Origin of the sequence: Candidatus Phycorickettsia trachydisci (assembly GCF_003015145.1) — a bacterium.
Classification (GTDB): domain Bacteria; phylum Pseudomonadota; class Alphaproteobacteria; order Rickettsiales; family Rickettsiaceae; genus Phycorickettsia; species Phycorickettsia trachydisci.
Window position 1 is genome coordinate 442,992 of sequence record NZ_CP027845.1, and the last position, 26,519, is coordinate 469,510.

Below are 26,519 nucleotides of genomic sequence, written 5' to 3' on the forward strand. Positions count from 1 at the left end.
AATTAAGGAAAATCAATATAAATACTTCAAACGTAATTATTCCACAACGGTAAATTGCGTATAAGTAGAAAAAGCTTTCGACTCTTTAGAATAAAGCCTCTTTATATAATCTAAGGTATTTTCAGTATAATTTGGCGCTTTAGGTTCAAAGTATATTGCGGGTAAAATTATATTTGTACCAGTTAGATGAATATCGTGATAGGCTTCTAAAGTAAATATTTCTCCTATTTTCTTCACAGAATCTAAATTTTTATAATTAACTTTTTTTAAGGTGTTAGATATGATGGGATGACCTTTCTTGGCGCCTATAAGTTTTTGAGACAAAATTACTGGATCGGTCCTATTTACTATAGGCATTAGACCAGCATAAAAATTGAATCTATTGTTTAATTCAAAGATTGGTTGATGAGGTTTTGCTAAGTAATTTGCATAAGTTCCTCCAAATTTTTCTAAAATCCGCAAACCAAAATAAAACCTTAGGCAATCTAAATCCAGAGAATCTATATTAAAATTTATATCACTAAAACTTTTTTTAAGTTTCTCTTCATCCCAAACTTTAATTGCAAAATTTCTATTTAATATTTCCCATGTAGGTAAGTTTTTCTCAAGTTTTACTCTTTCCGATTTATTAAAAATTACAAAGTGTATTGTTTGAGGGGTTTTGCTGTTTCTATTTAAATTGAGACGACCTTTAGCAGGGATTGTTTGAGTATATAATCGTTGAAAAACCTTAAGCATTTTTCGTTTATGTATTTCCAAACCTTTTAATACTAAGTTAATCTTAACCGTATTCATGTGGTTACCATAATCAAAGTCACAATAGGGTATTTCTCTTTTATCTTCTATTCTATAATTGTGAAACATTAAACTTTCGGGTCTTAAAAAATGAAATTGAGGTTTCATAGGATCATAAGATATTTCGCTTAGCTTTTGCCGCCACTTTCTTAAAGATCTTACTGGCTTAAATGTAAAATTTAATAAAGATAGAAAATAAGTTGAGGGTAATGCTATGTTTTTATCGTGTATAGAAGATTGATTCAAAAACCCTTCAGTTAATGGAAGCATTGAAGATTTGATAGCTAGTTGGTGTATATTCATAGAAATATTCTTTTCAAACTCCTGCAAATTATGATCTAATTCATTATTTATTATAGTGAGCGTATCTCTCAAAATTGGGTTACCAGGGCTCGAGCCGATGATACCATTATTAAGGATAAATTTCCAAGGAGCTTTGATAGGCTTGCCAACAGGTTCAATAGCAGCAAAAAAGGTATATTTATGATTTAAGTCATCTATAGGTCTAAAACATTTTACATCCAGGTCTTTATAAACGCCTCCAAATCTATATAAAATCTCATACCTAGCTATATCAGACTTACCCGCATAACTTTTAATTTTATCATACGCATCCCTATATCTTATTCCTAAATTATCTATATCTTTCTCATTCCAAAATTTAAATTCCCAATCTGGATACAATTTTTTACATTCATCCAAGTAGTGTAGGTATAAAGGAGGTATATCTTCACCAAACCAAATATGATGCATAACTTTAGGAATCAAAGGCCTATCTACGTAAGGCATTTTTGAGGGTTTTTTTGCCTTATACTGTTTTTGAAAAATTTTAAGATTTTCAATATTGTATTCTAATATCTGCTTTGCAACTGCATCGTTGTCGCTCATAGATTCTATAAAATCTACGTCAAGAACTTTATATGCATATGAGATGATAGTACTACTTTGTAATAAAAAAATAACAAAAAAAATAATTCTTAACATACCTTAACTTACTCCACAACTGTAAACTCTGTCAGCACAGAAAAAGCCTTAGGCTTTCTAGTAATAAACCTTAATATCTTATCCAAAACCGGTTCGTTTTTCAACCTTGATAATGGTTCAAAATATACTGTAGGAAGTATGACATTTGGACCTGATAATTCAATATTTTTATAGGCTTCTTGTACAAGCACTTTATTTAGATCTTTTAAAGAATTGACGTTATATGGATTAATTTCTTTCAGAGCCCTAGATATGATTCTATGCATAGGTTTTGCGCCTATTAGCTTAGTGGAAAATGCAATTTGAGAATTAGATCTTACTAAAGGCATTAGTCCTGCATAAAAGGCATATCTATTATTAAGTTCAAAGATTGGTTGATGAGGTACGGCTTTGAAAAAAGCATAAGTTCCTCCGTATTTTTCTAAAATTCGTAAAGCTGTATAAAACCTCAAATCTTCAGATAATTTAGGTAATAAACTAAAATCTATATCTCGAAATATTTCTGTTATTTTTGATTTATCCCAAATTTCAATCTCAAAATCCCCATTTATCATTTTCCACAAAAAGATCTGTTTTTCAAGCGTAGCTAATTCTTTATCATCAAAAACAATAAAATGAATCACTTTAGGCATTCTGTCAGTTTTATTGTACAATATAGTTTTAGTATTGTTACGCTTATATGAGTCTCTAAAAGTTTGCATAATCCTAGCTTGTCTAGGTTTAAAACTTTGTAAAATCCGTTTTATTTTAGTACTATTCTGATGATTTCCTTTATCAAAAGAGCAGTAACTAATCTCATATTTTTTAATACCGATATTATTATGAGTCATTAGGCTCTCAGGTCTTACGAAATGGAAAGCCGTTACACTAGATTTACCTACTATTTTGTGTACCACTTTTTTCACTAAACTAATAGGCCTATTACGGTAATTCGTGAGTGAGAAAAAATAAGTTGAAGGTAAAGCAACGTTTTTATCTTCTATTGTAGCTTTTTGAGTAAACGCATCAGTTAAAGGTATCATGGATGATTTAATAGTCATATCATGAATTGAATAAGCTCCTTTATTTTGATCAAAATCTTGCCAATTTTTATCAAAATTACTCCTAATAAGGTCAAGCGTACGCTTTAAAATTGTATGTTTAGGTTTTGATCCTATGATACCGTTATTAAGTGGAATTCTTCCTACCCATTTTACCCATTTGGTGATAGGCATGTCTATAGGTACATAAAACTCATACAAATGATTTAGATCATTTATAGATCTTAAACATTTTACGTCCATATCCCTATACACACCTCCAAATTTGTACAAAATTTCATATCTTGCTATATCAGCCTTACCAGCATAACTTCTGGCTTTTTCATATAAATCTCTGTAATCTAAATCAAGAGCATTAATTTCTTCATCACGCCAAATCTTAAACTCCCAATCAGGATGAAGTTTTTTGCATTCATTAATATAATTTTGATATAAAGTTGGAATATCACTAGTTCCCACCCAAATTTGATGCATCACTTTTGGTATTAAAGGAGTTTCTTGATATTGCATTTTTGAAGGTTTTTTGGCTTCATAGTGTTCTTTAAAAGTTTTGATATTTTTAAAGTTATACATTACTATGTCTTTAGCTGTATCATTACCATCAGTCATGGATTGGATAAAGTCTACATCTAGTATATTATGACCTTGGACAATAGAGGTGCTTAAAAACAATAATAACGATAAGATATAACGCATAAACCCTAGCCTTAAGAAAAATAGTATCAAAACTTTTTTGATACCTTTTAGATTCAATATATCAGAATCACAATCAAGAAACTGTATTTATTTAATATATATATCTATTCTCTATTAAGCAATAATTTTTTTAGGGCTGAAAAAAGACTTTGAAGGCTTTTAATAAACTAAGTTATAGTCAAGACTCATGTTTTTTTCTTGCTTCAGGATATATTCATGCATCTTGGCGATACGAATTAAGTCTTTGTCGACAGTAAATTTTTCTAAGAAAATCTTATGAGCAAGTTTTGCTTTTTCTTTGGCTTTATCAGGATTTGCTAAAATCCAATCTACATGTTTCTTGACTTGTGTATACATTTCTTCTGCTGAAGCATTCTGGTCGAAATATAACATGCTGTCTCCAAAATGTTCTATGATGAAAGGATGCATATCGGATATAGTAATGACGTTGCTAGCTGCTGCTTCGAAAGGTCTCATACTAGGAAAATTACTTTCAAAATGCTCTTTACTATGTGTAAGTAAATAAATACCATTTTTTCTTATTGCTGTTATATTGTCTAATCCATGAGGGATATATCCCCCATATATGCCCGCAGGTAAATAAAGTAAGTTTTTATAATGGCCATATACACGCATTGGGACATTTTGACTTAGAAGCGATATAAAACGTTTATATTTTTTAGATGAACGAAATTGATCCCAACCAGCTTCGGGCCAAATAATTTTTTTTGGTTCTGCCACTGTATAATTATTTGCTGGTGGTGCTGGTAGCATACTTACAGCGTTAAATGGTTTACCTAATAGATTGGATATTTGCCTATATATATCAACTTGGCGCACATTAGTTATAATTAATCCGTCAGCAAAAGATAACCAATGCTTGAACCAACCTTGAGGTTTTAACAAGTCTTTTTTATCAACTCCTTCAAACTTTCTTATCAATTCTAAAGGCATAGGAATCCAATAGTACTTTTTAGATCTGTGTGTTTTAATACGGCTATCTACGCCCTCTGTATAGGTGAGTAATGGGAAGATTATAAAATCAGGATCAAAATTTAGAATTTCGTTTTCTTTGCCTACAATAGATTGGTAATAAAGTTTAATCTCCCAACCTTTTTTTTGAGCTGCATATTGAAAATACTTTGCAGCGCTGTATTCTCCCCCATTATAAACTACATAAACTACTTTATAATAGTCCTTAATAGGCATATCTTTATATTTTTCGTCCCAAAACTCGACTGGAATTTTCGCCGAATCTTCAAATATTTTTTTTTCTCTTAAGTTGTTAAGGTAATCTTGAACTATAATATATATCCCTAGTACAATGATAATCCATAAAACCCACAGGGATATCTTTTTAGAAAATAATCTATTTAATTGCATACATCTCCATACGAAAAAGGATATTCTAGATTCATTTGCTTCTCTTGTGTCAATATATATTCGTGCATTTTTGCAATTCGAATTAGATCTTGATCGACTGTAAATTTTTCCAAAAAGATTTGGTGAGCTCTATTTGCCATTTCTTTAGCCCTATCAGGATTTTCCAAAATCCAACTTACATGTTTTTCGACTTGCCTATACATTTCTTCAGGTGATGCATTATGATCAAAATAAAGCATACTATCCCCAAAATGCTTCATCACAAATGGATGCATATCGGATATAGTGATCACGTTTGCAGCTGCTGCTTCGAATGGTTTCATACTTGGGACATTTCCATCAAAATGCGCCTTTTGATGGCTAACTAAGTAAATGCCATTTTTTCTTATAGCCTCGATATTTTCAAGTCCGGGGGGAATATATCCTCCATACAATTTAGATTCTAAAAAGTGATAAGTATAACGAGGCCCATATACTTTAATTGGTACTTTTTGACTAAGTAATGTAATGAAACTTTTATATCTTTGTGAGAATCTAAACCCATCTCCACTAACACCTCCCCAAAAAACTCTCTTAGGCTCAGCTGGTTCATAGTCATTGGAGGGTGGTAAAGGTAGAAATTTAATACCATAAAATGGTTTATTAAGTTTGTTCCACATAATTTTATAAAGGCCAATTTCTTCTTCTGGACAAGATAACATTCCAGCACCAGAATATACTATGTACCATAATCTAGCATCAGTTTTTAAAACAGTATCCAAGCTCTTTTTAATCCTAGACTTAATGGGCATAGATATCCAATAATATTTTTTATATTGAAGAAGCGTATCTAAAAATCCTCTGTCTGTAGTATTTAAGAATGTCCCAATAATAAAATCTGGATTAAAAGATATTATTTCGTCTTCCTTGCCTTGTATGGTCATAGGATAAATTTTTACTTCCCAGCCAATCTTTTCAGCAGCATGTTGAAAGTATTTTGCAGCGCTATGTTCCCCTCCAACTGTTGGAATGTAAACAACTTTGTATTTATCTTTAATTTTCACGTCTTTGTATTGCTCATCCCAGCTATCTCCAGGAATTTTGGTCACATCTGCAAATAGTTTTTCTAAAGTAACGTAGTCAAAGTGATCTTTAATTAGGCTACCTGTAAGTAGTATGATCGTTGCAAGTAAAAGCCATAAGGATGTTTTACGCGTTATGATTTTGGAGTATTTCATGTAACTTGGATAAGTATATACGTGATAATAATAATAATTAGGTTTAAATTTTTGTGAAGCTGGCTGAAATATTTTAAATATTTGGAAGTAGCGTTGTATTAAAGTAACATAATATAAGGATATTTGTTAAAAGGGTTAGTATGCAAAAATTTAAATATGAAATTTTAGGCAGTATTTATTGTTTGGCTTTAGGTATGTTATCGGGTTACATATCTGGTAGTGGTAATTCAGAATGGTATCAAAATTTAATTAAACCTAGCTTTCAGCCTCCTTCATGGATTTTTGGACCAGTGTGGACAATACTTTACATAATGATAGGCATAGCGCTTGCTAAGGTTTGGAATACAAAAAATGTAGGTCTATTTATCTTTCAATTGATGTTAAACTTATTATGGTCTCCTATGTTTTTTCGTTATCATAGAATCGACCTAGCTCTTCTAGATATCGCACTTCTTTGGATTAACTTGTTAGCTTTAATTTATCAAAGTAATCAATCCATACGCTTGTTACTTACTCCTTATTTTTTGTGGATCAGCTTCGCGGGAACTTTGAACTATCAAATTTATATGTTAAATGCATAAAATATATGTTTATCTCTTTTATCCATATGCATAGGTAAAAATATATCAAAATTAAAAAATTGTAGAAGCCGCTATTTATATCCTTTATTTAGTATGATAAAAAGGAATAATGCTAATACGACTTCCTCAATTACTTACTTTTCTCATAATTGCTCTTAGCGCCATTGGTATAAGCTTGCTATATTCTGCTGCAGACGGAGTACTGGTACGTTGGTGGTATAAGCAGCTGATATTATTTTGCATATTTATTCCTATAGCTTTTGGAATATCAAAATTAAGAGTTATAACGCTCTATAATTTCGCATATCCTATATACTTCATATCATGTTTATTGCTTATTGGAGTAGAAGTTCTAGGATATAGCGCTATGGGTGCTACTAGATGGCTTGAGATTGCAAGATTCAGGTTTCAACCTTCTGAACTTTGTAAAATATCAATTATTTTAATGCTTGCTCGATACTTTCATGACTGTAGATTAAAGGAAGTATGTGAATGGAAGCATTTAATATTACCAGCTATAGGTACTCTCTTCCCTGCTCTATTAATTATCAAACAGCCAGACCTTGGTACGGGAATTTTAGTCTTAGCTTCCGCTGCGACGGTTTTTTTTGTTAGCGGAATAAACGTCAATAAGGTTATTGTAACGCTTTTTTTTGTAGTAATTAGCTGCCCTATTGCATGGAATTTTTTGCATGATTACCAAAAGCAACGCATTACTATATTTTTAAATCCAAATGCCGATCCACTGGGTAGCGGATATAACATTATACAATCGCAAATTGCTATAGGATCCGGTGGATTTTTGGGAGTGGGATTTTTAAAAGGTACCCAAACTCATCTAGATTTTTTGCCAGAACATCAAACTGACTTTATTTTTGCATTACTAGGTGAAGAATTTGGATTTACGGGATGTATAATTGTGATTACTATTTTTTGCTTACTTTTAGCATGTATCACAAGCGCCTCAATAAAGTGCCGGAGCGTGTTCTTGAAATTAATATGTCAGGGCGTTGCAAGTAACCTATTTTTTCACTTTTTTATCAATATAGCAATGGTGGTGGGACTAATGCCCGTTGTGGGAATACCTCTACCCTTTATTTCTTATGGTGGAAGTATTATGGCTTCTACATTGATTTCTATGGGACTTGTGATGAATGCTTACGAAAACAAAGATTCTCGTTTTTAAATTAGGGATTTAAAATGTAATACCTTATCAAATAAGCTTTGAGTTTGCATAACCAGATTGATTCTATTCTGAGCTAATCGCTTGTCTTGATCATTAATTAGGACATTATCTAGTAAATTATTAATTTGAGGCACGAGTTTTAAAAGTTCATCTATAGAAGCTTGCATGGTTGATAATTTTACATTGAGCAATCCCATATAAAGCTCTCTCTCATACTCAGTTTCAAAGATTTGAGCATCTATTTTACCACTTTCAGCTTTTTTATCCGTAATGTTATAAAGTCTTTTATAGGCAGCCACAATGCTTGCAAAATCTTCTGTTTGATAAATTGCCTCTAATTCTGCAACTTGATTTCGTAAAGATATCACGTTGCTTAAATCATTTTTAATCACGAGGCGCACGATTTGTGAGCTATGTTTTTGTTCAAGCAGACTATCAAATTTATCTAAAATAAAGTTTTGAATTGAGTCTAAAGCTTCAAATTTATTAAATTCAACGTTATCGTAAAGGTCTAAAGTAAACTGAATTAGTTCTTTTAGATTAACTTCGAGATTGTGTTCTAAAATGATGCGTAAGATACTAATAGCATTGCGTCTGATTCCATATGGATCCTTTGAACTCGTTACCTTCTCTCCAGCTATCAAAAGTCCTACTAAAGTATCTATTTTATCTGCAATGCTCAAAATACTAGCTTGTAGCTCGGGAATTTTATCATTTGCTCCTTTTGGGCTATAATGTGCAGCAATAATCTCTCCTACTTGAGTATTTGGAGCATAATATTTAGACATAACTCCTTGAAGCTCTGGGAACTCTTTTACAGCTTCAGTTAATAGGTCACATTTACAAAGTCTTGCAGCTAAGTGCAAATCTTTATCAAGAGGTCTTAAAAATTTAGATATCTTTTCAATACGCAACACTTTTTCTTGCATATTGCCAAGTTTTAAGTGAAAGACAACGTTACTTAAATCAGTAAATTTAGACTCAAGATCTTCTTTTAAATCTCTATTGTAGAAATATAATGCATCACTAAGCCTTGCTGCTAGAACTCTTTTATTCCCTTCTATAACTTCTGTGAAATCTTTTATAGGTAGGTTTGATGCAAAAATAAACTTATTTGCTAGGCTGCCATCAAGATTTTGACAAGTAAAATACCGTTGATGAACTCTAAGACATAAGGTAAGTAATTCAGACGGCAAGCTCATGAACTCTGGAGCAATTTCTCCTAACAACATTGTAGCATATTCGGTCAATCCAGATATTTCTTCAATCAATTTTTCATCTTCATTCAAAACAAGCTCATTTTTTTGGCATATTTCTGTAAGCTGCCTTTTTATCAAATCTTTACGATTCGAGATAATAACATGTTTCTTTAACAATTGGACTTGATAATCATCCCAAGAAGTAATTTTAAGAGATTCAGGAGCAAAAAACTTATGACCGAAAGTTAAATTATTGGCTGTTAGATGGCCATACTTAACTGGAAGCACTTTTCCATCAAGTAAACATAAAATATTTTTTAAAGGTCTGATCCAGCTAATTTGATAATCTCCCCATCTCATTGATTTTGGCCATGAAAAGCTACTTAATATTTTAGGTATTTCCGATAATAAAATATCTTCCAAGCTACTATCATTCTTTTTGCTAAGATAGTAGTACTTTTTTCCCCTCTCTTCTTCTATTGTCAGGTCGTTAGCTTTAACGTGATGTTTGCTGTAAAATCTATTCAAAATTTCAGGGCCAGAGTCTAAGCTTGGGCCGCGTAATTTAGTTTCAACTAATTCTACTTCAAGGCCATTAAAATATAAGCTCATTCTACAAGGCCCTACTGCTCCCTCTTCTTCTTTAAAGGTAATATTATATTTGTTACAAACCTGCTTAAAGGCATTTAATAAATTACTTAAAGCTCTTTCCTGCATTAAAGCAGGGATTTCTTCGGAATATAACTCAAATAATAAGGAACTCATAAATTATTTTGTGAATCTAAATAAGCCTGGCAGCACATTTTAGCAATATTTCGTACGCGGGCAATATAGGCCGCTCTTTGAGTTGTACTAAGAGCCCCTCGTGAGTCTAATAAATTAAAAATATGACTTGTTTTAAGACAAAATTCATATGCTACCAAAGGGAGTGGCACTTTAAGCATCTTAAATGCTTCTTCCTCGTAATCATCAAAATGTCGAAGCAGCATTCCTATATCTCCGTGGTAAAGGTTATAGTCAGATGCTTGTCTTTCATTAGCGGCATAAACATCGCCATATGTCATAGGATTCTTAGGGTCATCATTCCAAATTAATTCTTTGAAGTGATTTTTTTCCTGAATGTAGAGAGCAAGCCTTTCTAATCCATATGTAATTTCACCAGATACTGAGCTACAAGGCAAACCTCCAACGCCTTGAAAATACGTAAATTGGGTTATTTCCATCCCATTACACCACACTTCCCAACCAAGGCCCCAAGCTCCTAGAGTCGGAGATTCCCAGTCATCTTCAACAAAACGAATATCATGTACTTTATAGTCTATGCCCAGAACTTTTAAACTCTGTAAATACAGATCTTGTATATTATCCGGAGAAGGTTTAAGTATAACCTGAAATTGATAATACCGCTGCCATCTATTTGGATGATCGCCAAAACGACTATCTGCAGGACGTCTTGAGGGTTGTACAAAAGCGGCTCTCCAAGGTTTTGAATCAAGAGCTTTTAAAGTTGTTGCAGGATGAAAAGTACCGGCTCCGACTTCCATGTCATAGCCTTGCAATAAAACGCAACCCTGCTTTGCCCAAAACTCTTGCAGACGAGAAATAATCTGCTGGAACGATAAAGTCATTTTACCCTCCTGAAGCCGTTTGGTTTACTTTCCTTTTAGGGCGACTTTTGAAATTGCTGCGTCTCTTACGCATAGGCTTTTCTTTTGTCTCTTCTTCCGTTTTTGCAGGCTCTTCGTTATCTGTTATAACCTCAAGCTTTGGAGCCTTCTTAGCTTTATAGGATATTTTTTCTATAGCAAAGCTTTCGGCGGTTGCATTATGATCTTCATGTAGATTTAAATCCACACCAAACTGATTTTCCAAAAATTCAATTTCTTTGCGCTTTTTATTAAATATATAAGAAATTGAGTCAATATGAGCAAAGATGTTTACTACATCAGCTCCTTCGTTTGACAATTCTTTTGCAATTGTACGAAGCATTACTATAGAATTTGCCTCTTGAGATCTTACCAAGCCTTTTCCACTACAATACTTACACATAGAGCTATGAGACTCTAAAAAGCTTGGCTTTAGTCTTTGACGAGATAACTCCATTAATCCCAAATTACTAATACTATTTACCTGCATTCTAGCTCTATCTCTACTTAAAGCTTCTTTGAAGACTTGCTCTATAATTCTACGATTTTTAGACTCTTGCATATCAATAAAATCAACTACGATTAATCCAGAGATTTCGCGTAATCTCAAATGCTTTGCAACAATTTTTGCCGCTTCAATGTTTGTTTTTAAAGCTGTCTCTTCTATGTTTTTTTCGTTGATTGATTTACCAGAATTTACGTCAATAGAGGTAAGGGCTTCTGTTGGATTGATTACAATATATCCACCGGATGGCAGAGGGACAATTGGTTGGTATAGCCCCATTACCTGCTCTTCTATTTCATAGGCACTGAATATAGGCTCATTTGATTTATGTTCAATAATTTTTGAGGCAGCAGAAGGTAAAATTTGCTCAAAGAAGTATAAAGCTTGTTTATAATGTTTGTGTCCTTCAATGATCAGCTCTTGTACACGGTCATCAAACATATCACGTATAATTTTTGAAATCATACATTCCTCTGTGTGTACTATACATGGAGCTTTTGACTTAGCTACAGTCTGATTAATTTTATTCCACATCCTTGCTAAGTACTCATAGTCTTTCCTTATTTCTTCCAATGAACGATCAACCCCAGCCGTCCTTATTGTTAGGCTGAATCTTTGATCGTCAACTTCTTCAAGTATTGTATGTATAATATCTTTGAGCCTTTTTCTCTCCTCTGAATTAACTATTCTTCTTGATATTCCATGGTGTTCTGGTGTATTTGCCATTAACACACAAAATTTTCCAGCAAGAGATATAAACGTGCTAAAGAAAGCTGCTTTATTTCCCTTAGGCTCTTTAATTGCTTGTACTAAAAGTATCTGATCTTTTTCGATAACATCCTGTACTTTATATTTTTTGTACATATTTTGATAACGCTCCCTGACACTCTCTATCTCATCATTTAGTGTTTCGAAATCAATCTTTATCGAGTTGTCATCAAAAGCTTTTTTCTCCAGTTCCTCTATGTCTATATCGTTAGACAAATTTTCTTCCGTTTGATCTGAAGTTTCTATATTTTCAGAAGGTTGTGGTAAGGGTATCTCATGCTGAGCTGCTGATTCCTTATTTTCTGGAAGTATAAAGAGGTCTGGATGAATTTCGGAAAATGGCATAAAACCGCTTTTGCCGTTTTCATATGTGATAAACACTGCTTGCAATGCCGGTTCGATTCTTGAAACCTTGGCTAAGTATATATTACCTCTAATCTGAGGCTCTGGCATTTCCCACTCAAACTCTTCTATTGATTTGTTTTCATCAATTAACGCGGCCCGCATATGACGGGGGTATCTTGCATCTACTAATATTGTTTTTTTCATAATCTTTTGCTTTTTTAAAAGCTAATATCTTAAATTGTTATTTTTTGAACATGCTGGTCACAACCACTTTGAAGCGTGGAGTTTATAAGATAATCATTTTTGTAATAATGCTACGACATACTACAAAAGGTAGTTGAGATAAATAAGGTCATATCATTAAAACAAAAATTTTCTCTCAATTTTGTTCTTCTTACATTTTATAACCGAATTACCCTTATATAGCAAATTATATTTATATCCTTAGTGAGGCTTTTGAAGGATATATTAGAAGAGGGTAGGAAAGCTTACAAAACATAATAATTTTGTAAGCTTAGGATTAATTGAAGGTTAGCATTTTTTACTGCTACAAGATTTACCTTCAGGAGCATTTTTGTTCAGATAGTTTTGCAATTCTTGTGCAAATTTAGCAAGCGCCTCGTTTGAAACGTGGGTCGTTAATTGCATAACGTTCTGCAAGTTATCTTTTAAGTGTTCCGTATGGTTAATGGATAACTCTTTTACTAACTTATGCTGGTTGGCCACTACTTCATCCATACTTGATGCGGACATATTTTTCTTCACATTTTCAAGATAAGTGACTATATTTTTTTGCATGAAAGCAGCATTATTTCTTGTCATTTCTTGAAATTGTTCTAAAATTTCAGGATTAAACTGAGAAAAAGCTCTTGTATTATGATCTTGTAAGCTTTTAGTCCAACTGGCCCAATCAAACTTGGAAAAATTTTGCATCCAGTTAGTATATGCGGAAGGATCTGTAAACATTTGAAAAGATTCTTGGAAAAAATTGTTTGTCATTTTGAGTAACTAATTTAAGGTTAACAATCTATTTAATATTATAGCTTTGCACTTTGCTAGAGGCTTGAAAACACATCATAAAAAGATAAATTTATATCTAACTGTTGCTTTTATGAAACTTTGAATTTATAAATAACTTAATTTAATATCCCTTCCCTCCTTTGAAATGGTTTTTATTTTGTTGTGATATCTTATCGGCAAACTTATTTGGATTAGCTGACTCATCGATTGAGGCACTTAAAGTATCAAATATCTTTTTAATCTCTTTTGGATTATATTTTTTAATAGTTGTTTTAGATTTTAAAGCAGTACGTAATGCTTTTAACTCTAGCGCATTAAGATAAGGACTAATTTTTGTAACAATTTCAGTATTTTCAAGTATTGGATGATATGATTCTTTTTGCGCATTTATAGCAGATCCTAAAAATTCTGAATCAAATTCAACTCCAGATTTTATTCTACCCTCACCACAGTCTTTCAATAAAGTAACTTCAGGATAATCTGAAGACATATCTTTTGCGATTTGTCTATATCTAGTTTCCACTTTTTCATTATCAAACCCTGCTCTAATTTTTGTTACTAAAGCATTAAATGCTGGATTTTTGAGTTCTGCTAAAGTTTTATCAATTTCTTTTAGAGCTTTTTCTTTAACCTTAGGATCAAGTGTCTTTGAGTTATCAATGGCTTTTCTGAGAGCTTTGATTCCTGTATATTTTTTTTCATCACTTAAAGTGCAAGTTACCAATTCTTCATCTATAAACTCCGCGCGATAATTAATAGTTTGCTCAGACGGGAAAATTGCTCCTCTACTTAATAAATTCAAATAGGTGTCTCGATCAAACTTTCTTAGGAAAAGTTTTTGTCTTGTAATCACGTAACCATCATCATCTAAACCTGTAACGTCAGCTCCATGATCAATTAATTTATCTATAAATACTACTTTTTCAAGGTCTCGTTTTTCTTTTCCTTCATCAGTATGAATGTTGTGATAATTATTGTATAACAGCGCTAATTCGAAAGAAGTTCTACCTCGAGTGTTAAGTAAATTCATATCACATCCCGCTTCTATTAATTTCCACATAGTTTTATACGGATTAGGATAGTATTTAAAATTTGCAAATAAATAATCTAGAGAAGTATTTGAATGATGGTCTTGCGCTGTTGCATCCAAACCTTTATTGATTAAAAAGTCTATCATATCCGCATCCTTGTGGAGTGTTAGCGCATAATGTAAAAGTGTTGCGCCATTTTGATTCCGTGCATGAACATCAGCACCGCGTTCGATTAACTCCTCGAACAAATTTTTATCCTCTCTAGATACAGCTGTCCATAATTCCTTATCTAAATCAGTCATAAAATTATCTAATAAAGTGAAATACCACTAGTTTACAGTATTTACACTCAATATTTTTATCTAGTCTCTAAATTGAAGTATAATTTATTATAATAGTTGTAAACTTATTAGTATAAAATAAAATTATTTTTAAATCTTGATTGAAAAATTTGATCGAATTCAGGTAAGGAAATTTGAATGCCAAAATTATGGAGAGATGTTTGGTGTGGATGATTGATGCCGCATGGGATGATTTTAGAAAATTTGCTTAAATCAGTAGAAATGTTAATAGCAATGCCGTAATGGGCTACCCATTTACTTACTTTAATACCGATAGATGCTACCTTTTCATTTGTCGTTTTAGTCCAAATACCTATGTTTTGATCAGAAAGGTATGTTTCAATGCCTAGCTCATTAAGGCTGTCAATTAATACCCTGCCTAGGAAATTTATATATTTTTTGATATCTTTATTAAAGTGCGATAAGTGCAAGATTGGGTATACAACCCTTTGGCCAGAACCATGATAAGTTACCTGCCCTCCTCTGGCTGCTTTGTAAATCTGCGCATCTTTTACATCCAATAAATCTTTATCAGACGCTGAGGTGCCCAAGGTATATAAATCAGAATATTCTATTAAAAGAACATAAATTTTATCATGATGGATAAGGACATCTTGGACCTTATCCATCATGATACTTATAGATTCATTGTAGTCGATATATTGAGGTAGTGTGATAAATTCTATCATTCAGCATCTTCTGCCTCATCTTCATCGTTATTGTTATCAGCGATCAACGCAGCTGATACAATTTCTTCATCTGAGCCTGCTGTTCTAAATAGTATAACGCCGCTAGTGTTACGACCTGTCACCCTGATTGAGTCTATGTTAAAGCGTATTAATTTACCAGTATTTGTGACTAAAATTACCTCGTCATTATGACCTGTAATTGGGACTACAGTAACTAAATGACCAGTTTTATTAGATGTGTTCATGTTACTCACACCGCTACCTCCACGAGCAGTAACACGGTACTCATAAGCAGAACTACATTTACCAAATCCTTTACTTGTAATAGAAAAGATCACTTCTTCGTTTTGAGCCATTTCTGTAATTTGCTCTTTAGTTAAAGAAGAAGTTTCTTCAATTTTCTTCAGGTTATATTCTGGATCTCCTTTGATTTTTAGTCTTGTTGCATAAGGTATGCTTAAATATGAATCACGTTCAAGTAATGGGTAATTAGCTCCCTTCAAGATTGTCATGCTAATCACTCGGTCTTTAGGTTTAAGCTTAATAGCCCGCACGCCGTCAGATGTACGACTTTTGAATACGCGCAAATCACTTACGGCAAACCTAATAGATTGGCCCATTTTAGTACTTATTAAAATGTGCATATCAGATTTGCATAAGCTAACTTCAACTAAGCTATCATCTTCTTCAAGTCTAATGGCAATTTTACCGTTTGATGCGATACGTTTGAAATCATCTAAAGAGCTACGACGTACACAACCTGATGCTGTTGCGAAAATTAAATTCAAATTCTCTAATTCTGCTACATTCTCAGGTAGCAGCAAAATATTATTAATAGTCTCACCTGGTTTTAAATCAGGAAATAGATTTACAAGAGCCCTACCCTTACTTTGGGGGCTTCCTAATGGTATTTTGTAAAGTTTTAAGCTATATACCTTGCCAGAGGTGGAGAAGAAAAGTACGGGTGTATGTGTTGTTCCAACAAAAACTTGGGTTGCAATATCCTCTCCAGATAAAGTATTTCTCCCCTTTCCTCCTCTTTTTTGATTACGGTAACTATTTAATGGTACTCTTTTAATGTAGCCACCAAGAGTGCAAATAACTACCATATCCTCTTTTTGCATCAAATCCTCAATATCTTGGTCAGACATTTCTCCATCTTCAATTTGCGTTAGTCTTGGAGTTCCAAATTCTTCGCGAATTTCTCGTAAATCATCCTTCATCACGCCTAACAATAATTCTCTTGACTCAAGCAAGCTAAGCAAGTACTTAATCTCACTCATTAATTTTAAAAAGTCAGCCTCGATTTTAGAGTGTTCTAAACTTGTAAGCTTGTGAAGACGCATATCAAGAATTGCCCTTACTTGCTCTTCCGAAAACCTGTATTGTGGACTAATCTCTCTTGTGTCACCTAATGTTCCAAGAAGATCTGTAAGATTTCCTAAATCTTCTATGTTCCAGGTTTTGGCAAGTAATTTATCACGAGCTTCTGCTGTATCATTTGATCCTTTGATGATTGCAATAATTTCATCAATATTGCTTATAGCAATTCTCAAAGCAAATAAAATATTAGCTTTATCTCGAGCTTGATTTAAAAGGTAAATACTTCTTTTGCGTAGTACTTCCTCCCTGAAATCAACAAAGCTTTGAATAATTTGTTTAAGGTTCATCAGTTTTGGTATCCCTTGATCCAGGGCGACCATGTTAATACCAAAAGATACTTGCAAAGGTGTATATGAATAAATTTGGTTCAGTATTACTGAAGCTGCAAAATCTTTTTTAATCTCAACAACAACTCTTATGCCAGTACGATCTGATTCATCGCGAATGTTGCTTATACCTTGTATCTTTTGAGTATTAACTAATTCGGCAATTTTTTCGATCATCTTAGCCTTATTAACTGCATAAGGTATTTCTTCGATAATGATCGCTTGTCTCTTATCTAGGTCTTCGATAGAAGCTTTACCACGAATATAAATAATGCCTTTACCGGTGTGATAAGCAGATTTAATGGCGCTACGTCCCACAATGGTTGCAGCAGTAGGGAAATCAGGGCCTTGTATGATTTCCATCAATTCATCTATGGTAATTTCGTTATTATCTATGTAAGCAATGCATGCATCTATAATCTCACACAGATTATGCGGTGGAATATTGGTAGCCATACCAACAGCAATACCACCAGATCCATTAACCAAAAGGTTGGGAAACGCCGCAGGAAGAACCTGAGGTTCTGATTCGGTTGCATCATAGTTAGGCTGAAAGTCGACTGTATTTTTATCTATATCGTTAAGAAGTGTATGGGATATCTTAGTTAATTTAGATTCCGTATAACGCATCGCAGCGGCTGAGTCGCCGTCAATCGAACCAAAATTCCCCTGACCATCAATTAAGGGTATGCGCATTGCAAAATTTTGTGCCATTCTAACTAAAGAGTCATAGATAGCCATATCACCATGAGGATGGTACTTACCCATTACATCACCAACAATCCTAGCTGATTTACGATGTTGTTTATTGTAATAATAACCCGACTCATACATTGAGTATAAGATCCTACGGTGTACGGGTTTAAGACCGTCACGAACATCTGGAAGGGCCCTACTTACGATTACGCTCATAGCATAATCTAAGTAAGATCTTTTCATTTCATCCTCAATTGGAATATCTAAAGTAATCTCTTGCAAAACAGCTGACATAATTTCTAAATCTTAAAGGTCAAAATTTATAATAATATAACTATATACTAAAGAATCTAATAATTGAACCGTCTTTTTTAGGATTGTTTTGAAGTTAAAGACTTTGTTCTCATTAGTCTAAATTTATAGAACCTAATATTTCTCGAATTTCTACATCATCATTGTGCACTTCTGTAATATTCAATGGATCTATTAATTTACTAAAGTCTGAGATGTTTAGATGAGATACGATGGACAATTCTTTAATGCTAAGAATTGAATTTTTAGTGACATCTATGTATTCAAGTCTTGATAGGGATGGAACAATACTTTGAATATAACCTAAGTTTGAAGCTTTTTTTAATAATTCAAGATGGTATCCTTGCAGCAAATTTGATAAGGTATTGAAATCAATTTTCTCCATTACCTCGTATATTTGATTATCTGTTTCAAGTTTCGATTCTTTAAGTTTATTCTTAATCTTACAATAAGATTTAGATAGAGCTTGCAGCTGATCTATCAGTTCTTGCAAGCTACCTAAATTTTTATCTTCTAACCATTCTTTAATTCTATCGAAATTACTTTCTTGCTCAAAAAGTTTAACCATGACTATTATGTTTTTTAGTAAACCGTTTTTGAAATCTTGATCACTTTGGAAAAAAGTACAGTAAATATTTAAAACTGCAGCAAGATTTTGAGCTAAAGGCCCAAAAATAGAAATTTGATCAGAATATTTTTTAAAATACCAAGAATGTCCTGTTATATCAGCTCCCAAACTACATAATAACATGGCAGCATGATATTTATTATAGCATATAGCATAATCTATAGGTTTATAGCCATTAATTGACGATGTATTTATATCAGCATCTTTTGAAACTAGATACTTGATTGCCTCTAGGCTTTCGTGTTGAGCAGCATAATGTAATGCGCTAAGTCCCAATTCGTCACGAGTATTCAGATTCAAACCTCGATTAATCAATAAGTCTATCAAGATAACGTCATTATTAGTCACAGCCGTGTTTAGTAAAATATATCCATGGAGACCTAGATCCGCTCCTGTTTGTACAAGGTATTTCATTGTATCTAACTGATTGCAAATAGCGGCTGCATATATAGGTTTACAGCCTTTCTCGTTAACAGCTTCAAAATTTGCAGAATGATCTATAAGTACTTTGAGGATATCAAGACGCCCCTTCATGGCAGCAATATATACTAAAGAATTACCTTGAGAATCTATTGTATTTACATTTGCTCCTTGAAAAATTAATAAATGCACCTGGGTACAATCACCATTACAAACGGCATAATACAGTTTTGTTGAGAGTTTGTTTTTTCGTTCTATTTCTTCCCAAAAGATTTTATCTAAAATATTTAAATCTACGAATTCGGAGATCTTTTTAGCGTTATATTCTTGCATGCTGTAATCTATGATTCTTCGCTTATTTCTCCCATCACTTTAAGAGAATTATTTGATGTATCATCAAAACTTTCTATATATTTTTCTTGAATTAAGTCGTCGCTCTTAATAACTTTATTGCAAATTTTTTGAACCTTGCAAGGCTTTGCTTCTTCAGAATTTTTAAGTAAATGTTTAAATTTATTAGACATGATATCTATTCCGTAATTATCAGTATCTTGTTTTGATAAATTTGTAGAAGCTTTTTCGGAGACTAAATAGCTATTAATCCTTGATCTAGCATAATTTAGTGCGTTTTTAACAATTGAGGGGTTGGGTATAAAATTTAATGCTTCTTTAAATATATCTTCTAATTCTCGTATTTCGACTATTGTGCGTTCTAAAAGATCAGGCATCTTCTGTTGCAATACATAAGTTCCAAGAAAATTTTCTGTTGAACTTTCTATTATATACATTAGCTTTCTTGACAAGTTTTCAGTAAATTCTTTCGCTTCAGTTGTATCTTCTAAATCTTTAAAATCATTTAGGATTTTAATGCCTATCAATATTTTTTCTCGCAAAGTCTTTCTAGATAAGATTTCATCAATATTTCGGATTAGATATTCATATAATTCTATATTTGATAAATCTAACTCTGTTTCTGGAGTTAGGAATAAAGAAGGGTCTAACTCGTGGTCTAATGCACAAATTAAAGCAGTTTGATTGTATTCATTTTTTATATTTATATTAGCACCATTATCTTTAAGGAAAGAAATAATTTCTAATTCCTTAGAACATATAGCTACGTGCAAAGGCGTATTATCTTCAGAGTTTTGCGCATTAATATCTGCCCCATTTTGTATAAGGTATTTTAAAAGCGGAAGATGACCTTCAAAAGCTGCTATATGAATTAAATAATCACCTTCTACATTAACAGAATTAATGCTTGCTTCTAGTTTTTCACAATAATGCTTTACTACATCGATTTGTCCTTCTATAGCAGCTATAAATAATGGATTTTCGTTATAAGAATTCTTAACGTAAACGTCGCATTTTTTGTTGCGAAAATATTCTATAATTTCCACTTCCCCATTTCGAGCAGCATAATGTATGGGTAATTCTTCTTCGTTGTCTAAGTAATGTATGCCTAACTTTTGTTCTTGATTGACCCATTTTAAAATATCTAACCTACCATATTGTGCCGCAATATGGACTAAGTTTGCATTATTTATATCTTCAGCATAAAGATCTGCACCCTTTTGATAAAGGGTTTTAACAGCATCTAGATTACCATGCTGAACAGCGTGATGTAGAGGTGTTTGTTTGTAAATATCCTTACTATCTACTTTAGCCCCAGCGTTTATTAGAAGTGTGATTGTGTTCAGATAATTCTTCTGTGCAGCATAATGTAATGCTGTCTCTTTTAGATTGTTGGTCCCATCTATCTGATATTTTTTTTCAATAAGTTTTTGAAGTAGATCAATATGATCATATTTAACTGCTATATGGCTTAATTTATGACCGTATGAAAAATCGTCTTGTAAATTAGCTTTTTGTTCGAAAATTCTTTGGACAACACCAATATATCCTTTGTAGAATGCAAGTTGCGCGACATTTTGGCCCGCTTTATTAAAAAGGTGAATATTGCCACCGCTAAGAGCAAGCAATTTAACCATTAGCCAATCATCCATCTTGGCGGCAAGGTGCATCGCAGTGTCACCATTATAATTTTGAGCATTCACATTTACGCCCTGATCGCATAGCCAAGCTGCCGCACTATATTCTTTGTTTAGAACGGCTATATGCAAAGGCGTCATTATTTCATCCATATTATAACCATAAAAATTTTTTATTAAACAGGGTTTTCAGGATCATCTCCCTTAATTTTCCATCTAAGTATCCGTAATTTACCACTACTTGCTCCAATGGGCATCAAATGCAATCTAGAATGTCGTAAATTTCTATTACTTTTTCGAATAAATCTTCTGAAGAATCGTTGTTTTGAGTTTATATATGAGTGTTAAGGAGTTTTATCCTTCTCCTGAATCTATCATAAGATTTATTATAACTTAATTTAAGTTTTTGAGATATTTTAAAGAGGTATCATAAGGATATAAAAATGAAAGTCTAGTAAAAAAATCAAAAATTTTGATGTATTAATTTAATAGCAAGTTTCTCAGGGGTAAGTAAGAGTTTTTTAACTGTAAAGTCCCAATATGAAGATTTTTGACTATGAAGTTAGAAGGTTTATGGATAATTTAAACTAATTCAGAAAGATCAGGAGCTTCACCCATTGTTTTAAGATCGGATTTTTGATGCTCATTTTGAACAAAAGCATCAGTAGTAATAATGCTATCTTCAGCTGAAATTGAGGAAGAAGCTGCTGTTTGAGTCAAATTTGCTTGTAACTTAGTTTTAATAGTATTAAATAACTCTGTAGCGGATTCGCATTTCAGGATGTGTATAAGGCTTTCATATTCCTTAAAGTCTTCGAAAGGATGGGCTGGTGATATTTTTGGTGTCCAGCTAGTTGTTTCAATACCTTGGATATAGTTATTTAAATGAGTAAAAAATTTTTGCTTATCAACCGTTTCAGGAAATTCATAAAAAATAGAAGCTTTAAGTAGTTGTATCACACCATATAATGATCTATGTTGCCCTAATGAATCACTTACATTACATATTTCTTCTATGTTTTTTGCATAAGAGTTAAAAGCTCGCTGAGTATCTATTATACCCCCATAATTTATTAATAACGACAAGGTTTGGAGCTTAGGATCAAGAGGTATTGGGAAAAGATTTGCAAAAATTCCCTTAGAAGAGCCTTCAGTAAACATGTAATAACTACTTAAACCACCCACATTAGCACCAGCTTCAAGTAAGATTGTCATTACATCAATATTATCCAACCTACCCGCTTGATGTAGGGGTGTAGTACCATCATCTTCTGTTGCATTTACGTCCGCTTTAGCATTTTCTAGCCAAAATTTTATTATGTCTAAGGATATACCCCCACCAGGAGCCATTTGAACCATCAAATGCAGAGGAGTTCCTCCACCAAGAGGTTTATATTTCCCATTAACTTCTACCCCTTCATCTATTAAACATTGTAAAAATTTTATAAAATTACCACTTTCTACATGAATTAGTAAAGTATTCGCAAATTCTTCGAAGCCCTTGTCCTTGATTTCTGAAGTCACCAACCATCGCAACATACCTCCATTACTAAGCACATCTTTAGCATGATCTTTAATCGCCCGATATAAAAAAGTTCTTCCCTGATCATCTTGCCTATTCAACAGATCTGTCAGTTGTTCTTGATGTTTTGGGGTCTCCATTATAATATCAAATTTAAATAAGTGTTGACCAAATTGTACTATAACTGTTCACTAGGCTCAATCAATAAATTTAATAATAATATTACCATCAAATTTAGTTTTAATTAAAAAGTTAAGTTATGGTTTTGATAAAAGAGATAACTCTATTTTTTCTTTGTGTTTATTGAAAATCTCTACCTTTAAGTTCAGGATCTAGAGACGTGTGCCAAAAGTACGGATGCGGTTTTGGTAATCGTTAATAGCTAATTCCAGATCTTTCTGAGAAAATTCTGGCCAATATTTCTCACTAAAATATATTTCTGCATAGGGCATATGCCAGAGCAAAAAATTACTAATACGTCTTCTATCACCTGTACGGATGACAAAATCTATATCAGGCATGTTAGGGGCATATAAAAATTTTTGAAAAGTTTCTTCAGTTAAGTCTTCCGGATTTAGTTTATTGATCAAGCATTTTTTGGCAGCATCTACAATTTCTTGCCTGCCACCATAACTAAATGTAATATATAGATTCATCACGGAGTCATTTACAGCCGTTTGGTGTATTTGATTTATTTTATCTTGTAGGGAGTGAGTTAGTTTTTCAAGACGACCTATTACAAATAGTTTAATCTTATTTTTAGCTAAATTCTTTGCTTCTTCATCAAGATATTTCTCAAGAAGGTATAATAGATATTCAACTTCATCTTCAGGTCTTTGCCAATTTTCTGTAGAAAAAGCAAATAAGCTTAAATTTTTAATGTTATTTTTTGCTGCATATTCTATAGCTTGTTTTGCAACTTTAGATCCTTCTTCGTGACCGGCAAAACGCGGTAATCCAACTTTTTCAGCCCACCTACTATTACCATCCATGATAATTGCTAGATGATTCATTTTTTTAATCCTTTAAATTTGTCTGTCTAGATTATACAGATATAAAGGCTAAATTAGAATATCTATTTTTAAAAACTATAGACAAAACTCGCAAGATACTATAGAATTTATCAAGGTCTAAGGGCTAGGTAGCAAAGTGGTAATGCCGGGGACTGCAAATCCTCTATTCGCTGGTTCGATTCCAGTCCTAGCCTCCAATATTCAGTACACCAAATGATCTATTTGCAGCGATTTTTAGAAAATTGTTTAGCTGAAAAAGGTTGTTCTATCAACTCCATATTGGCATATAAAAACGACTTACAGACTTTCAATACTTACCTTGTTACTAAAGGCTATAAAGAAGATCTAATATCTACGGAAGAAATTGAACAATTTATTTCAAATCTTAAAAATCAAAACTTAAATCCAAGATCAATAGCACGCAAAATATCAGCTATTAAAAGTTATTATCAATTTTTAATGAGTGAAGAGCTAATTCCCTCTAATCCTTCAATCATGCTTGAATCACCTAAATATAGATCTAAATTACCAAATATATTATCTATAGATGAAATTAAAGCATTGGTAGATTTCTGCGCTCAAGACCCCTCCCCTGAAGGCATAAGGCTTACCGCTATGATTTGTCTCATTTACTGTAGCGGTCTTCGAGTGAGTGAATTAGTTAGTTTAAAATTAGCTGATGTAATGCTTAAAGAGGGAAAAGTGCGAGATATGTTTATTATCAAAGGTAAAGGATCTAAGGAGCGAGCTGTTATTACCAATGATATAGCACTAGAAAAGCTTAACAATTACATAGCCTGTAGAGAGCATTTTGGAAAAAATAGTATCTATTTATTTCCTTCTAAATCGAAACAAGGATACCTGACAAGGCAAAATTTTGCTATTGGTCTTAAGAGAGCGGCGTATGGAGCAGGACTTGATGGTAGCAAAATTTCACCTCACGTTTTACGTCATAGCTTTGCTACTCATCTTCTTAACAATGGCGCTGATTTACGAAGTATACAAACCTTATTGGGACATAGCGATATTTCTACGACGCAAATTTACACCCAAGTCAGCACAAATAAACTTGAGCAAGTAATGCAAAAACATCCCCTCGCAAAGTGCTAATTTAACATAATCTATAAATATAATTCTTCAAAATAATAAAAATAATACCTATAGCAATTTTTGATGATAAGCTTAAACAAAAAGGTAAACTATATGGGAGTTTTTGATTCAATTAATAATTTATTTGTAAATACTACTAAGCCTGTAAGAGAATATTTTACTAAAAGAAGATTATCTTCAAAATTAAGACAAGCTGCAGCAGAAGGAGATATAGGTCAAGTTAGAGAATTGATTAGTAAAGGAGCTAACGTTAATGCAAAAAGTTTTTGGGGATATACTCCTTTATTTGAAGCTACTGAGAGGGGTCACAAAGAAATAGTGCAAGAGTTACTAAAAGCCAATGCAAATCCTAATTTAATAGGTATAGCTACCACACCTTTAATGTTGGGCGCCGAAAAGGGTCACAAAGAAATAGTGCAAGATTTACTAAAAGCCAATGCAGATCCTAATCTAAAAGGTATAAGTGATTCTACAGCTTTAACCGACGCCGCACGTAATGGGCACACAGAAATAGTACAAGCTTTGCTTGCAAAAGGAGCGAAGCCTGATTTTCAAGGGTCAGATGGCTATACGGCTTTGATATGGGCTGCACGTGATGGGAACGTAAAAATGGTACAAGCTTTGCTTGAAAAAGGGGCGAATCCTAGTTTAAAAAATCAAGATGGAAATACGGCTTTGAGATTGGCTGCAAATAGAGGGCATAAGGAAATAGAAAATATCATAAAACAATATAAACAACCAACAAATCTTATTAATGCTGCATTCAATGGAGATATAAAACAAGTTCAAAGGCTAATAAAGGAAGGAGCGAATCTTAATCAGGTAGATAAAAATGGTAATACGGCTTTGATGTTGGCTGCATACGGAGGGCATAAGGAACTAGCTCAATTTTTGGTAGACAAAGGGGCAAACCCTAATGCTATAAATCAAAAAGGCCAGACGTCTTTAATGGTGGCTGCATTTAAAGGACATAAAGAAATAGCTCAAGCCTTACTTGACAAAGGAGCAAATATTAATGAGGTAGGCCAGGAAGGCTATACGGCTTTGATATTGGCTGCACGTAATGGACATAAGGAAATAGCTCAAGCTTTGCTTGAAAAAGGAGCAAATCCTAATGCACAAAATCAAAAAGGCGAGACGGCTTTGATATGGGCTGCAAAGAATGGGCATACAGAAGTTGTAAATATTTTAAAAGAAGCTACTGAAGCAAAAATAATCACATATGAACTACTAGAACCTTCAGCTCCACCCTCTCCTTATTTAAAAGAAGGAAGACATTCTGATAAAACTCAACAGGAGTTTGGGCAAGTACTACCTCCCCAAGCTCCTATTTTTGCAGAAATAGTACCTTCTGCTCCACATTATCCAGAAGATAAAAGTAGTTCTATAATCTCAGACATATTACCTTCATTGAAAAATACGAGAAAGCAAATGATAGCAGCTGGAGTCATAGCACCGCCACCAGCAGCTGGAGCTTCAACGCCACCAACGGCCGCCGGAGTCACAACATCGCTACCTGCTGGAGCCACGAGGTCATCACCAGCTGCTGAAAGAAAAAATACTAAAACAATTAACGAACAAAGAAAACTAAACGCTTCTTCGAATCGTCAAAGATAAAGAACACATATCTATTTTATCTTAAGGCAAAAAGATAAAATCCTACTTTAAATTTTGTCGTTTTGTATTAACATAAAA

Annotated in this window: 19 protein-coding genes and 1 tRNA gene; 5 read left to right on the forward strand and 15 right to left on the reverse strand. The window is 33.0% G+C overall.

What is annotated here, in order from left to right; all coding sequences use genetic code 11:
• Positions 1 to 36: 36 nt before the first annotated feature.
• From phytr_RS01955 to phytr_RS01970, 4 genes are all read right to left on the reverse strand, one after another.
• Positions 37 to 1,779, reverse strand: coding sequence for a glycosyltransferase family 32 protein (locus tag phytr_RS01955; RefSeq protein ID WP_106874216.1), 1,743 nt, complete (start codon positions 1,777 to 1,779; stop codon positions 37 to 39).
• Between the two features lie 8 nt (positions 1,780 to 1,787).
• On the reverse strand, positions 1,788 to 3,515 hold the full coding sequence (locus tag phytr_RS01960; protein WP_106874217.1) for a glycosyltransferase: 1,728 nt from the start codon (positions 3,513 to 3,515) through the stop codon (positions 1,788 to 1,790).
• Positions 3,516 to 3,674: 159 nt separating this feature from the next.
• Entirely contained in the window at positions 3,675 to 4,898 is a 1,224-nt protein-coding gene (locus tag phytr_RS01965) for a glycosyltransferase family protein (RefSeq protein WP_106874218.1), read from the reverse strand.
• On the reverse strand, positions 4,889 to 6,115 hold the full coding sequence (locus phytr_RS01970) for a glycosyltransferase family protein (protein WP_106874219.1): 1,227 nt from the start codon (positions 6,113 to 6,115) through the stop codon (positions 4,889 to 4,891). The genes phytr_RS01965 and phytr_RS01970 overlap by 10 nt, the downstream gene beginning before the upstream one ends.
• Positions 6,116 to 6,255: 140 nt before the next feature.
• On the opposite strand from phytr_RS01970, the gene phytr_RS01975 reads away from it, so the two are divergent.
• Both phytr_RS01975 and rodA read left to right on the forward strand, forming a co-directional pair.
• Positions 6,256 to 6,696 (forward strand): TspO/MBR family protein, encoded by a 441-nt coding sequence (locus tag phytr_RS01975; protein WP_106874220.1) that lies wholly within the window; start codon positions 6,256 to 6,258, stop codon positions 6,694 to 6,696.
• A gap of 109 nt (positions 6,697 to 6,805) precedes the next feature.
• Complete coding sequence (gene rodA, locus phytr_RS01980; protein ID WP_106874221.1) at positions 6,806 to 7,882, forward strand: rod shape-determining protein RodA; 1,077 nt, start codon at positions 6,806 to 6,808, stop codon at positions 7,880 to 7,882.
• On the opposite strand, the gene glyS is transcribed toward rodA, so the two are convergent.
• The 11 genes from glyS to uppS form a co-directional block, all read right to left on the reverse strand.
• Positions 7,879 to 9,846 carry a glycine--tRNA ligase subunit beta gene (gene glyS / locus phytr_RS01985; RefSeq protein ID WP_106874222.1) on the reverse strand — a complete coding sequence of 656 codons (1,968 nt, stop codon included), beginning with the start codon at positions 9,844 to 9,846 and terminating at the stop codon, positions 7,879 to 7,881. The two genes, rodA and glyS, sit on opposite strands and share 4 nt — an antisense overlap.
• The gene (locus phytr_RS01990) at positions 9,843 to 10,709 is read right to left on the reverse strand and encodes a glycine--tRNA ligase subunit alpha (RefSeq protein ID WP_106874223.1); all 867 of its coding nucleotides are present in this window, start codon (positions 10,707 to 10,709) and stop codon (positions 9,843 to 9,845) included. The genes glyS and phytr_RS01990 overlap by 4 nt, the downstream gene beginning before the upstream one ends.
• A 1-nt stretch (position 10,710) precedes the next feature.
• A complete protein-coding gene (locus tag phytr_RS01995) occupies positions 10,711 to 12,549 on the reverse strand; it encodes an Rne/Rng family ribonuclease (protein WP_106874224.1) in 1,839 nt (612 codons plus the stop codon).
• A gap of 327 nt (positions 12,550 to 12,876) precedes the next feature.
• Complete coding sequence (locus tag phytr_RS02000) at positions 12,877 to 13,344, reverse strand: phasin family protein (RefSeq protein ID WP_106874225.1); 468 nt, start codon at positions 13,342 to 13,344, stop codon at positions 12,877 to 12,879.
• Between the two features lie 142 nt (positions 13,345 to 13,486).
• Positions 13,487 to 14,698: an ankyrin repeat domain-containing protein gene (locus tag phytr_RS02005; RefSeq protein ID WP_106874226.1), complete on the reverse strand. Its 1,212-nt coding sequence runs from the start codon at positions 14,696 to 14,698 to the stop codon at positions 13,487 to 13,489.
• Between the two features lie 107 nt (positions 14,699 to 14,805).
• Positions 14,806 to 15,426: a lipoyl(octanoyl) transferase LipB gene (gene lipB / locus phytr_RS02010; RefSeq protein ID WP_106874227.1), complete on the reverse strand. Its 621-nt coding sequence runs from the start codon at positions 15,424 to 15,426 to the stop codon at positions 14,806 to 14,808.
• The gene (gyrA, locus tag phytr_RS02015) at positions 15,423 to 18,125 is read right to left on the reverse strand and encodes a DNA topoisomerase (ATP-hydrolyzing) subunit A (RefSeq protein WP_106874228.1); all 2,703 of its coding nucleotides are present in this window, start codon (positions 18,123 to 18,125) and stop codon (positions 15,423 to 15,425) included. The genes lipB and gyrA overlap by 4 nt, the downstream gene beginning before the upstream one ends.
• Positions 18,126 to 18,237: 112 nt before the next feature.
• A complete protein-coding gene (locus phytr_RS02020; RefSeq protein ID WP_106874229.1) occupies positions 18,238 to 19,524 on the reverse strand; it encodes an ankyrin repeat domain-containing protein in 1,287 nt (428 codons plus the stop codon).
• An 8-nt stretch (positions 19,525 to 19,532) separates the two neighbouring features.
• Positions 19,533 to 21,356 carry an ankyrin repeat domain-containing protein gene (locus phytr_RS02025; RefSeq protein ID WP_338140606.1) on the reverse strand — a complete coding sequence of 608 codons (1,824 nt, stop codon included), beginning with the start codon at positions 21,354 to 21,356 and terminating at the stop codon, positions 19,533 to 19,535.
• Between the two features lie 405 nt (positions 21,357 to 21,761).
• Positions 21,762 to 22,841 carry an ankyrin repeat domain-containing protein gene (locus tag phytr_RS02030; RefSeq protein WP_106874231.1) on the reverse strand — a complete coding sequence of 360 codons (1,080 nt, stop codon included), beginning with the start codon at positions 22,839 to 22,841 and terminating at the stop codon, positions 21,762 to 21,764.
• 192 nt (positions 22,842 to 23,033) lie between these two features.
• The gene (gene uppS / locus phytr_RS02035) at positions 23,034 to 23,714 is read right to left on the reverse strand and encodes a polyprenyl diphosphate synthase (protein WP_106874232.1); all 681 of its coding nucleotides are present in this window, start codon (positions 23,712 to 23,714) and stop codon (positions 23,034 to 23,036) included.
• Positions 23,715 to 23,836: 122 nt separating this feature from the next.
• On the opposite strand from uppS, the gene phytr_RS02040 reads away from it, so the two are divergent.
• The 3 genes from phytr_RS02040 (at position 23,837) to phytr_RS02050 (ending at position 26,441) form a co-directional block, all read left to right on the forward strand.
• Positions 23,837 to 23,911 (forward strand) — tRNA-Cys (locus phytr_RS02040).
• A gap of 16 nt (positions 23,912 to 23,927) precedes the next feature.
• Positions 23,928 to 24,824 (forward strand): site-specific tyrosine recombinase XerD, encoded by an 897-nt coding sequence (locus phytr_RS02045; protein WP_106874233.1) that lies wholly within the window; start codon positions 23,928 to 23,930, stop codon positions 24,822 to 24,824.
• A gap of 93 nt (positions 24,825 to 24,917) precedes the next feature.
• A complete protein-coding gene (locus phytr_RS02050; RefSeq protein ID WP_158706825.1) occupies positions 24,918 to 26,441 on the forward strand; it encodes an ankyrin repeat domain-containing protein in 1,524 nt (507 codons plus the stop codon).
• The last annotated feature ends 78 nt before the right edge of the window (positions 26,442 to 26,519 follow it).

What these genes read in the sequence shown, in the direction of transcription:
- phytr_RS01955 (WP_106874216.1), bottom strand. Translation starts at nt 1,779, where the DNA reads ATGTTAAGAATTATTTTTTTTGTTATTTTTTTATTACAAAGTAGTACT.
- phytr_RS01960 (WP_106874217.1), bottom strand. Translation starts at nt 3,515, where the DNA reads ATGCGTTATATCTTATCGTTATTATTGTTTTTAAGCACCTCTATTGTC.
- phytr_RS01965 (WP_106874218.1), bottom strand. Translation starts at nt 4,898, where the DNA reads ATGCAATTAAATAGATTATTTTCTAAAAAGATATCCCTGTGGGTTTTA.
- phytr_RS01970 (WP_106874219.1), bottom strand. Translation starts at nt 6,115, where the DNA reads ATGAAATACTCCAAAATCATAACGCGTAAAACATCCTTATGGCTTTTA.
- phytr_RS01975 (WP_106874220.1), top strand. Translation starts at nt 6,256, where the DNA reads ATGCAAAAATTTAAATATGAAATTTTAGGCAGTATTTATTGTTTGGCT.
- rodA (WP_106874221.1), top strand. Translation starts at nt 6,806, where the DNA reads ATGCTAATACGACTTCCTCAATTACTTACTTTTCTCATAATTGCTCTT.
- glyS (WP_106874222.1), bottom strand. Translation starts at nt 9,846, where the DNA reads ATGAGTTCCTTATTATTTGAGTTATATTCCGAAGAAATCCCTGCTTTA.
- phytr_RS01990 (WP_106874223.1), bottom strand. Translation starts at nt 10,709, where the DNA reads ATGACTTTATCGTTCCAGCAGATTATTTCTCGTCTGCAAGAGTTTTGG.
- phytr_RS01995 (WP_106874224.1), bottom strand. Translation starts at nt 12,549, where the DNA reads ATGAAAAAAACAATATTAGTAGATGCAAGATACCCCCGTCATATGCGG.
- phytr_RS02000 (WP_106874225.1), bottom strand. Translation starts at nt 13,344, where the DNA reads ATGACAAACAATTTTTTCCAAGAATCTTTTCAAATGTTTACAGATCCT.
- phytr_RS02005 (WP_106874226.1), bottom strand. Translation starts at nt 14,698, where the DNA reads ATGACTGATTTAGATAAGGAATTATGGACAGCTGTATCTAGAGAGGAT.
- lipB (WP_106874227.1), bottom strand. Translation starts at nt 15,426, where the DNA reads ATGATAGAATTTATCACACTACCTCAATATATCGACTACAATGAATCT.
- gyrA (WP_106874228.1), bottom strand. Translation starts at nt 18,125, where the DNA reads ATGTCAGCTGTTTTGCAAGAGATTACTTTAGATATTCCAATTGAGGAT.
- phytr_RS02020 (WP_106874229.1), bottom strand. Translation starts at nt 19,524, where the DNA reads ATGCAAGAATATAACGCTAAAAAGATCTCCGAATTCGTAGATTTAAAT.
- phytr_RS02030 (WP_106874231.1), bottom strand. Translation starts at nt 22,841, where the DNA reads ATGGAGACCCCAAAACATCAAGAACAACTGACAGATCTGTTGAATAGG.
- uppS (WP_106874232.1), bottom strand. Translation starts at nt 23,714, where the DNA reads ATGAATCATCTAGCAATTATCATGGATGGTAATAGTAGGTGGGCTGAA.
- phytr_RS02045 (WP_106874233.1), top strand. Translation starts at nt 23,928, where the DNA reads ATGATCTATTTGCAGCGATTTTTAGAAAATTGTTTAGCTGAAAAAGGT.
- phytr_RS02050 (WP_158706825.1), top strand. Translation starts at nt 24,918, where the DNA reads ATGGGAGTTTTTGATTCAATTAATAATTTATTTGTAAATACTACTAAG.